This window comes from Streptomyces sp. NPDC087428 (assembly GCF_044744085.1).
Taxonomy (GTDB): domain Bacteria; phylum Actinomycetota; class Actinomycetes; order Streptomycetales; family Streptomycetaceae; genus Streptomyces.
In genome coordinates, this window is sequence record NZ_JBIUXR010000040.1 from 1 (window position 1) to 2,939 (window position 2,939).

Annotated in this window: 1 protein-coding gene; it reads left to right on the forward strand. The window is 69.6% G+C overall.

Annotation, left to right across the window (positions count from 1 at the left end):
• Positions 1-2,939, forward strand: a 2,939-nt coding sequence (locus tag ACIO3R_RS39500; protein WP_402111951.1) for a type I polyketide synthase, incomplete at both ends; no start/stop codon positions are given.

A 2,939-nucleotide genomic window follows, 5' to 3' on the forward strand; every position in this document is an offset into this window, starting at 1 on the left:
CGGGCCGCCCTGGTTCCCCTCCCGATCGATGTCACTGCACTCCGTACCCGTACCGACACCATCCCCGCACTCCTGCGCGACCTCGTCCCCACCACCAGGCGACCCGCCGTACGCGCGGTGGCCGGTGCCGGGGCCGGAGACGGACAGGAGCTGGCGCGCAGCCTGGCCGGTCTCGACGCCGACGAACGAGCACGCAAGGTGCTGGAGATGGTCCGTGACCGCGTGGCCAAGGTGCTGGGCCACGCGTCGGCCCAGGCGATCGAGGCGGACCGGCCCTTCCAGGAGCTCGGCTTCGACTCGCTCAGCGCGGTGGAACTCCGCAACGTACTGAACCTGACGACCGGGCTCCGGCTCCCCGCCACGCTGGTCTTCGACTATCCGACCTCACAAGCCGTGGCCGGGTACATCGACGGCGAACTCGACGGAAGCGGGATGCGGGAGGCGGAACGGCCGAGCAGCAGCCCCGCCGTGCGCGACCTGGACGACGAGCCGATCGTCATCGTGGGCATGGCCTGCCGCTACCCGGGCGGCGTGACCTCGCCCGAGGACCTGTGGGATCTGGTCGACGCCGGCCGCGACGCGGTGTCGGGGTTCCCGCTCGACCGGGGCTGGGACATCGAGGGCGTGTACGACCCCGAGCCGGGAGTGCCGGGCAAGACCTACGCGAACGAGGGCGGGTTCCTCTACGACGCGGGAGACTTCGACCCGGCGTTCTTCGGCATCAGCCCGAACGAGGCCCTGATCATGGACCCGCAGCAGCGCCTGCTGCTGGAGGCGTCGTGGGAAGCCCTCGAACGTGCGGCCATCGATCCCCGCTCCCTGAAGGGCACCAGGACGGGAGTCTTCGCCGGCCTGATGTACCACGACTACGGCCAGGGAACGGAGGCCGCCGCGACCACGGGCGGCAGCCTGGTGTCCGGCCGCATCTCCTACACGCTGGGCCTTGAGGGGCCGTCCCTCACGATCGACACGGCCTGTTCGTCGTCGCTGGTGGCCTTGCACCTGGCAGCCCAGGCGCTGCGTTCGGGTGAGTGCTCGATGGCGCTGGCAGGCGGCGTGGCCGTGATGTCCACTCCGGACATGTTCGTCGAGTTCAGCCGGCAGCGTGGGCTGGCCAAGGACGGTCGGTGCAAGTCGTTCGCGGGTGCCGCGGACGGTGCCGCGTGGTCCGAGGGTGTCGGTGTTCTGCTGGTCGAGCGTCTCTCGGACGCCCGGCGGCTGGGGCACGACGTGCTGGCGGTGGTGCGGGGCAGCGCCGTCAATCAGGACGGTGCGAGTAACGGGCTGACGGCTCCGAACGGTCCGTCGCAGCAGCGAGTGATCCGCGCGGCACTGGAGAACGCCGGGCTGTCGTCCGCCGATGTCGATCTGGTGGAGGCGCACGGTACGGGGACCCGGCTGGGTGATCCGATCGAGGCGCAGGCGTTGCTCGCTACGTATGGGCAGGGGCGTCCGGAGGACGATCCCCTGTGGCTGGGTTCGTTGAAGTCGAACCTGGGCCACGCGCAGGCGGCTGCCGGTGTCGGCGGTGTGATCAAGGCCGTGCAGGCGATCCGGCATGGTGTGCTGCCGAGGACGTTGCATGTGGATGTGCCGACGCCGCAGGTGGACTGGGCTGCGGGTGCGGTGGAGTTGTTGACGGAGTCGCGGGTGTGGCCGGAGCGGGATCGTCCGCGTCGGGTGGGTGTGTCGTCGTTCGGTCTGAGCGGGACGAACGCACACGTGATCGTCGAGCAGGCTCCGGCGGCGGATGCTCCGGCGACAGCTTCCTCGGTCGAGGTGCCGGTGGTGCCGGTGGTGTTGTCGGCGCGGAGTGAGGCGGGGCTGTCGGGACAGGCCGCGAAGCTGCTGGATCGTATGGACGCTTCCGTCTCATTGCTGGATGTGGGTTTTTCGTCGGTGGTGTCGCGTGCGGTGCTGGAGCATCGTGCGGTGGTGGCGGCGTCGGACCGTGAGGAGCTGGTACGGGGCCTGACGGCGCTGGCTGAGGGCGAGGTGTCGGCTTCGGTCGTGAGCGGGTCGGTGCGTCCGGCTGGTGCTACGGCGTTCCTGTTCACGGGTCAGGGTGCGCAACGGCTGGGGATGGGCCGGGAGTTGTACGGCGCGTTCCCGGTGTTCGCGGAGGTCTTTGACGCGGTGCTGGTGGAGCTGGATGCTCGGCTGGGGCGTTCGCTGCGTGAGGTGGTGTGGGGCGAGGACGTTGACCTGTTGAACGGGACGATGTTCGCCCAGGCCGGGCTGTTCGCGGTGGAGACGGCGTTGTTCCGCCTGGTGGAGTCGTGGGGTGTGCGTCCGGACTTCCTGGTGGGTCATTCGGTCGGTGAGATCGCGGCGGCACACGTCTCGGGTGTGCTGTCACTGGCGGACGCGGCCGACCTCGTTGTGGCGCGTGGTCGGTTGATGCAGGCGTTGCCGGCTGGTGGGTCGATGGTGGCGGTGGAGGCGACGGAGGCCGAGGTGCTTCCGCTGCTGAACGAAGAGGTCGCGCTGGCTGCGGTGAACGGGCCGCGTGCGGTGGTCGTCTCGGGTACGGAGGCGGCGGTTCGCGGGCTGGTTGTGACGTTCGAGGAGCAGGGGCGCCGGACGAGTACGCTGCGCGTCTCTCACGCCTTCCATTCGCCTTTGATGGAGCCGATGTTGGCGGAGTTCGGCGCGGTGGTGGCCGGACTGTCGTTCACCGCCCCGTCCATTCCGGTGGTGTCGAACGTGACGGGCGAGGTGTCGCAGGAGGTCGCGACGCCGGCTTACTGGGTGCGGCATGTGCGGGAGGCTGTGCGGTTCGCGGACGCGGTCCGCTTCTTGGCGGACCAGGGCGTCACGTCCTACATCGAGCTGGGTCCGGACGGTGTGCTGAGTGGGATGGCGCAGCAGTCGGTGGATGTGGAGTCGGCGCTGTTCGTTTCGTTGGTGCGTAAGGGGCGTCCGGAGGTGGCTGCGGC